The 6,578-nt window shown below is 67.6% G+C and carries 8 protein-coding genes; 6 read left to right on the top strand and 2 right to left on the bottom strand.

Features of this window, described 5'->3' with window-relative positions; genetic code table 11:
• The coding region (locus ABIR74_RS04365) for a gamma-glutamyltransferase (protein WP_348175398.1) at nt 1-1,388 on the bottom strand (1,388 nt) is incomplete at its 3' end.
• A gap of 32 nt (nt 1,389-1,420) precedes the next feature.
• On the opposite strand from ABIR74_RS04365, the gene ABIR74_RS04360 reads away from it, so the two are divergent.
• From ABIR74_RS04360 to ABIR74_RS04350, 3 genes are read left to right on the top strand one after another with little or no spacing between them, the layout of a single operon-like run.
• Nucleotides 1,421-1,753 carry a cupin domain-containing protein gene (locus tag ABIR74_RS04360; RefSeq protein WP_348175397.1) on the top strand — a complete coding sequence of 111 codons (333 nt, stop codon included), beginning with the start codon at nt 1,421-1,423 and terminating at the stop codon, nt 1,751-1,753.
• 53 nt (nt 1,754-1,806) lie between these two features.
• A complete protein-coding gene (locus ABIR74_RS04355) occupies nt 1,807-2,199 on the top strand; it encodes a helix-turn-helix transcriptional regulator (protein WP_348175396.1) in 393 nt (130 codons plus the stop codon).
• Nucleotides 2,085-3,296 carry an FAD-dependent oxidoreductase gene (locus ABIR74_RS04350; protein ID WP_348175395.1) on the top strand — a complete coding sequence of 404 codons (1,212 nt, stop codon included), beginning with the start codon at nt 2,085-2,087 and terminating at the stop codon, nt 3,294-3,296. Before ABIR74_RS04355 ends, ABIR74_RS04350 begins: the two co-directional genes overlap by 115 nt.
• Before the next feature lie 19 nt (nt 3,297-3,315).
• Here the strand turns inward: ABIR74_RS04350 and ABIR74_RS04345 are convergent, their stop codons facing one another.
• Complete coding sequence (locus ABIR74_RS04345) at nt 3,316-4,470, bottom strand: GAF domain-containing sensor histidine kinase (protein ID WP_348175394.1); 1,155 nt, start codon at nt 4,468-4,470, stop codon at nt 3,316-3,318.
• A gap of 57 nt (nt 4,471-4,527) precedes the next feature.
• On the opposite strand from ABIR74_RS04345, the gene ABIR74_RS04340 reads away from it, so the two are divergent.
• From ABIR74_RS04340 to ABIR74_RS04330, 3 genes are read left to right on the top strand one after another with little or no spacing between them, the layout of a single operon-like run.
• Nucleotides 4,528-5,304, top strand: a complete 777-nt coding sequence (locus ABIR74_RS04340; protein WP_348175393.1) for a thioredoxin domain-containing protein — start codon at nt 4,528-4,530, stop codon at nt 5,302-5,304.
• A gap of 2 nt (nt 5,305-5,306) precedes the next feature.
• Nucleotides 5,307-5,951 (top strand): thioredoxin domain-containing protein, encoded by a 645-nt coding sequence (locus tag ABIR74_RS04335; protein WP_348175392.1) that lies wholly within the window; start codon nt 5,307-5,309, stop codon nt 5,949-5,951.
• Complete coding sequence (locus ABIR74_RS04330; protein ID WP_348175391.1) at nt 5,948-6,364, top strand: vitamin K epoxide reductase family protein; 417 nt, start codon at nt 5,948-5,950, stop codon at nt 6,362-6,364. The genes ABIR74_RS04335 and ABIR74_RS04330 overlap by 4 nt, the downstream gene beginning before the upstream one ends.
• Nucleotides 6,365-6,578: the final 214 nt, after the last annotated feature.

Genomic DNA, 6,578 nt, shown 5'->3' with positions numbered 1-6,578 from the left:
GCGATCGAGACCTCGTGACCACGCGCGCGGAGGTCGTCGGCGAGATCGCTGAGCCCCGGCTCGAGTGCGACGCTTCCGTCGTCCTCGACCCGCCATCGCGGCGCATCGAGCGCCGCCTGAGGATCGTCGCCGTCGTCGACCAGATGCCTCACGACCTGGAAGTGGCCCTGAGGCTGCATCGGCCCCCCCATGACGCCGAAGGGACCGAGAAGCTCGTCGTCCTCGAGCAGCATCCCCGGGATGATCGTGTGGAACGGTCTCTGTCCGGGCGCGAGGGCGTTCGGGTGCTCCGGGTTGTGGCTGAACCCCGCAGCACGGTTCTGGAGGACAATTCCGGTTCCCGGGGCGACAACACCCGATCCGAACGACCCGTATACGCTCTGGATCAGCGAGACCGCCATGCCATCACGGTCCACCGCACACAGGTACGTGGTTCCCCCCCGCGGCAGGGCGAGGTCGGAGGCGATGGCGGAGTCGGCATGAACCAGGGAGCGCCGACCCGCGAGCCGGTCGTCCGCGAAGAAGTCCACCGGTAGGGGGCCGTCGTGCACTGCGGCGTGCGTATCGGCGAGCGCCAGTTTCATCGCCTCGATTGCCGAGTGCTCGCCGGGCTCGAGATCGTCGTAGAGCGCAAGCGCGAGCAGCGCAGCTGCTCCCTGACCGTTCGGGGGCAACTCACACACCTCGATGCCCCGATAGGCCCGACGGAGGGGCTCAACCCATTCCGAACGATGAGCCTGCAGATCGTCCTCCGAGAGCCAGCACACCGCCGCGATCGCAGACGCGACCTCACCCTCGTAGAGAGCCACCGGCCCGTTGGTCTCGATCTGACGCAGCGTGGCGGCGAGCTCCGGCAGAGCGTAGTGCTCACCCAATCGAGGAGCCGCCCACGGGGCAAGTTCCGCCCGAGACCACTTGTGAGCGATCCGCGCGCTGCAGGCAAGGCCGACCGCGGCGAGCTCGGCGGCGGGGCCGATCGCCTGGTCGAGCCCGAACCGGCCGAATCGGCCCGCGAGGTCGTCCCACAGGCGCACAGCACCCGGAACGGTGACCGAGCACGGCCCGTCCTCGGTCGCCGTTCGACCACCGAGATCGCCGGGAGAGCGTCCCGACCCGTTGAGCCCGTACAGCACGCCTTCGTTCCATACGAGCGCGAACGCGTCTCCGCCGATCCCGTTATCCGTGGGCTCCGCGACGGTCAGGATCGCGGCCGCTGCGAGGGCTGCGTCGACTGCGTTACCCCCGCGCTCGAGGGCGAGCAGTCCCGCGCGCGTTGCGCATGGATGACTGGTTGCGACCATCGATCCGGTCGCGACGGCAGGCATCCGGCGCCAGCCGCTCGCGCGTGCGTGCCCCGGCACGAAGAGAGCCTCTCCATCGATCTGCACGACATGAGCATTGCACGGCGTACACTGCTGACGTGGCAGATACCCCCGCGCACCCGTTCGACGTCGACGCCACGAGGGTCGCGTTGCTCGAGCGCGGAGGTGGCTACGAGGTCGTTCACAGCTCGCCGGGACTCGAAATCGGCGTCTACGTGCTCGTCGCCCCCGAGCCGGATCGCCAGCAGCCACACGACGAGGACGAGGTGTACGTCGTCCTCGAGGGAAGCGGTGTTCTTGAGGTCGAGGGAGCCGCGACACCTCTGTCGGAGGGAATGGCGCTCTTCGTGGCGGCCGGTGCAGAACATCGCTTCACCTCCTACGAGCAGCTCGCGCTGCTCGTCGTCTTCAACGGCCCTCACTCCGGCTAACCAACCCTGGCCCTATTCAGAGCGGGGAGAACGGTGTACCTTTGGGAGCCGTGATGGCGGACCCGCCACCGTTGACGTTCAAGCGTGCGCGCACGCCACACTACGACGACCCGGCCGCCGTCGGGGTTCGTGTGCACGAGGCACGACTTGCCGCTCATCTGAGCCAGCGAGAGCTCTCCTTTCCCGGCTGCAGTTCAGCCTATATCTCGCGGATCGAGCGAGGCGAGCGCATACCGTCGCTTCAGGTTATGCGGGAGATCGCTCGTCGGACGGGCGTTTCGGAGCATGTACTCGCGTTCGGCGTCGACGTGATCGATCCCGCCGTCTCGGAGTGCTTCCGAGCGGTCGAGGCAGCAGAAGCAGGAGGCGACAAGGCGGAGCGCGCGAGCGCCTACCGCGCGCTGTCCCGCGCTGCGGCGAGGACAGCCCGGGGGATCGCGCCGTAGCGGGGCAGAGCACCCCGAGGACGGTCGACACCGAGATCGTCGTCGTCGGGGCAGGAATCATGGGAGTCGCTACAGCTCGGGCGCTCGCTCAGGCGGGTCGGCGGGTTGTTCTCCTCGAGCAGTTCGACGTCGGTCACGCGCGTGGCTCGAGTCACGGCGGCTCCCGGATCTTCCGCCTCACGTACCCCGAACAGCACTACGTGCGACTCGCGCAAGGGGCTCGGCTGGTCTGGAACGAGCTCGAGGCCGAGTCGGGCGAGCAGCTGATCGTGCCGACGGGAGACCTCACGTTTGGCGCTCTCGCGGTCGAATGCGCGCAGGCTCTCGCCTCGTGTGGTGTTCGCCACGAGCTGGTCACCGGCACCGAGGCAGCAGCCCGCTGGCCGATCAGCGCCCGCGCCACCGAGGACGTGCTCTATCAGCCGGATGGGGGAACGACGCTCGCCGACCGCGCGCACGCGGCCCTTCTCGCGTCGGCCGTCGAGGCCGGGGCGACGATTCTCGAGCATCGCGCGGTCACCGCGATCGAGCGCGCGAACGGATGCGTTCTGATCCGAGCGGGGGCGGAGACCTTCACGGCTCGTGTCTGCGTCATCGCCGCAGGTGCCTGGGCGCGCTCGCTGCTCGCCGGAGTGGAGATCGAGTTGCCCGTTATTCCCACCCGCGAGACGCTCACCTATTTCCGGATCCCCGACCCGATGAGCCTGCCGCCTGTGATCGACGATGCCGTTCCGAACGCGAAGGAGCACGGACTGAGAAGACCAGGCCTGATCAACTACGCGTTGGCCGCACCTGGTATCGGGCTCAAAGCGGGCCTGCACCATGCCGGTCCCGTCACGAACCCCGATGAGCCCGGAACACCCGACCCGGCGATCGTGCGCTGGGTTTCCCTCTGGGCGGCCGGACGGTATCCCGAGGTCGATCCGGAGCCGATCGTGATCGAAACATGCATCTATACGAACACGGGGGACGAGTCGTTCGTCCTCGAACGCCACGGACGCGTCGTCGTCGCGTCGGCATGCTCCGGGCACGGGTTCAAGTTCGCACCCGCGTTCGGCCGTACGGTCGCCGCGCTCGCGGGCGATGCTGCAGGATGAACAGATGAATGCTCGGGCGTCACCCTCGCGGACCCGGCTTCCCTCGGGGGAGCGGTAGCTCGACGGCGAGCGTGGTTCCCGCGCCTTGATGCGCCTCGATCGCCAGCGAGCCGTCGAGAAGCTCCACGCGCTCGCGCATTCCCAGCAGACCGAGACCGTCGCCCGGACGAGCGCCTGGATCGAAGCCCGAACCGTCGTCCTCGATGATCACCGTCAGCTTCTCCGGTAGCCGTGCCACGACGATGCTCACGCGCTCCGCGGCAGCATGCTTGACGACGTTCGTCAGCGCCTCCTGCACGATGCGATAGACGGCCGTCTCGATCTCGGGGAGCAGACGGCCCGAGCCGAGACGGGTCTCGACCTGAACGTCCAGAGCGCTGCTTTCCTTGACCGTCTGACCGAGTCGCCGCAGCGCCGGCTCGAGACCGAAGTCGTCGAGCGCAGAGGGCCGTAGCTCCACTGCCAGACGACGAACGTTCTGCAGCGTCTCGACGACCAGCTCGCGTAGCTCGCCGGCCGCTGCTCGCGCATCCGCTGCCGTCTCAGCTCGCTCGACGGCGGCGAGGCCGAGGAGGATCGACGTCAGCGCCTGTCCGGTCTCGTCGTGTAGCTCGCGCGCGAGGCGTTTCCGCTCTGCCTCCTGGGCCTCGACCGCGCGCCGCAGGGCGTCCCGCTGGACGCTGCCGGCGTTCTCGATCGCCACCGCTGCCTGTGCCGCGAGGAGCGTGACGATCTCCTGGTCTTCCTCGCTGAACGGCCCGGCCGGCTGCTTCTCCGCGAGGTACAGGTTGCCGAACGCGACGCCGCGGGTCATGACCGGAACGCCGAGGAAGCTTCTCATCGGAGGGTGGTGGTCAGGGAACCCGACGGCCCGCGGGTCGGTCGTCAGATCGTCGAGCCGCAGAGGGCGCGCGTCCGTGATCAAGACCCCCAGAATCCCGCGGCCCCGCGGGAGATCTCCGATCGTGGCTCTCGTCGCGTCATCGATCCCGTAGGTGACGAAACGATCGAGCTCCCGGCCGGAGGCATCGATGACTCCGAGGGCGGAGTAGCGGGCCCCCGTGAGGTCCGCGGCGATGCGGATGAGGGTTTGAAGCACCGCGTCGAGCGACAACTCGGACGTAATGGCGATGCCCGCCTGAACGAGCGCCCGTCGTCTCGCCCTGGCGTCCATCGTCTCATTGAACACGTTCTCGCACCCCCGGGTGCGTTTGCAGGCAGAATTCGGTCGATGCCCCCCGTCCCCAAGCCGCCGTCGGAGAGCAAGCGCAACCGGACGCTCGTGATTGCCATTGCCGTCGCCATCGCGATCGCGGGCGCACTCGTGGCCGGGAGCTACCTCACCCGCGACAAGGGAGACGACGCGCCCGTAGCGGAGACAACCGCCACGGAGACGGAAACCGAGACGACGGCAACCGAGACGACCGGCACGACGAGCCCTGCACTCGCCGCCGTCGCGGGCATCCCGCAGAACGGGACGGTGCTCGGCAACCCCGAAGCGACCGTTCGGTTGCTTCAGTTCGAGGACATCCAGTGCCCGATCTGCAAGAAGTACACCGACAACGCCTTCCCGGCGATCGTCGACGAGTACGTCAAGCCCGGTCTCATCCAGATCGACTTCCGCGGACTCGCCTTTCTCGGCCCCGACTCGGAGAAGGCTCTGCGGATTGCCGTTGCCGCCGGGTTCCAGGACAAGCTCTGGGAGGTCGTCGGGCTCTTCTACGAGAATCAGGGTGAGGAGAACTCGGGATGGGTCACAGACGCACTGGTCGATGAGATCCTGGCGGACGTTCCCGGCCTCGATGCAGCAAAGGCGAGGGCCGACGCAAAGAGCGCTGCCGTGACGAAGGAGATCGCAGCGGTGCAGGCCGAGGCGACGACGCTGAAGGTGCCCGGCACGCCCTGGTTCTACATCGCGATCGGGCTGAACCCGCCGTACGAGATCCAGCCCACGGCTCTCGAGCCGAGCGCATTCCGACCCGCCCTAGACGACGCACTGAAGGGCTAAGCGTGCCACGATCCCGCCTGGGACTGACCCTCGCGGCCGCTGCACTCGCTCTCGCCGTGGTCACGACAGTCGGCGCCTCTCCCGGCACCGACCTCGTGCAGGGGATTCCGCAACGCGGCACGGTGATCGGCGAGAGGACGGCGAACGTGACCCTGATCCAGTTCGAGGACCTCGCCTGCACTCACTGCAACACGTACATGAAGCTCGCCTTCCCCACGATCGTCAACGACTACGTTCGACCCGGGCTCGTCAAGGTCGATTTCCGGGGTCTCGGCATCGTCACGCGCGCGTCGGAGCCGGCACTGCGGTTCGTGCTGGCAGCAGGGCGCCAGCGGAAGCTCTGGCAGATGACCGAGGTGTTCTACGAGAACCAGGCGAAGCTCAACGAGATCGCCACGGACAAGGGCGTCAGACGTCTCGCGCGAGGGATCCCCGGTCTCAACGCCAACCAGTTGATCCTCGATTCCAAGAGCCTCTCGGTCCGGAAGCAGGCCGCGGCACACGCGGTCGAGGCAGACCGACGCAAGGTGCCCGGGACGCCGTGGTTCTTCATCAAGGTGGGCACGAACGCGCCGAAGCTCGTGCGGCCCACCGCATACAGCGGGGAGGCATTCGCAACGCTCCTCGACGAAGCGCTCGGCCGGTGAACGACCGTGTCCTGCGCGTCGCGCTGATCCTCGTTTCCGTCGCCGGCATCGCAGTCTCCGGCTACCTCACCTACGTGCACTACGAACCGAAGGCGCTCATCTGCACGGGCTCGGGGGGGTGCGAAGCTGTCCAGGACTCGAGCTACGCAGTTCTGATCGGCATCCCCGTCGCCGTACTCGGTCTCGGAGCCTGGATCGCAGCGCTTGCACTGACGATCTGGAACAGCGAGCTCGCGCGAACGCTCACTTGCGCGCTCGCAATCGGTGCCCTCGCTTTCGTCGCCTACCTCGTGATCCTGCAGCTCTTCGTGATCGACGCGATCTGCATCTGGTGCATGGTGAACGATCTGATCCTGGTGCCGGCACTCACGGTGCTGGCCTTCCTGCGCCTGCGGACGGCTCCGGACGTGTAGGACGCAGGGGGACGCCGAGGACGGGCGACGCTTCGCCTCGCCGAGGCTCGGCTGCGCATAGCCCCTACGGGAATGGCAGGGGTCACGGGGAACCGTAGGTTCCCGGCTTCAGGATCTCGCGAAGCGACCACAAATGATCGATGACGTGAGGTTGGCACCTAGCGTGCCACTTCCGCAAAGAGGGAGGGGTCACGGGGAACCGTAGGTTCCCGGC

The organism is Gaiella sp. (assembly GCF_039915195.1).
Lineage (GTDB): Bacteria > Actinomycetota > Thermoleophilia > Gaiellales > Gaiellaceae > Gaiella.
This window is presented reverse-complemented; position numbering and strand designations above follow the sequence as displayed.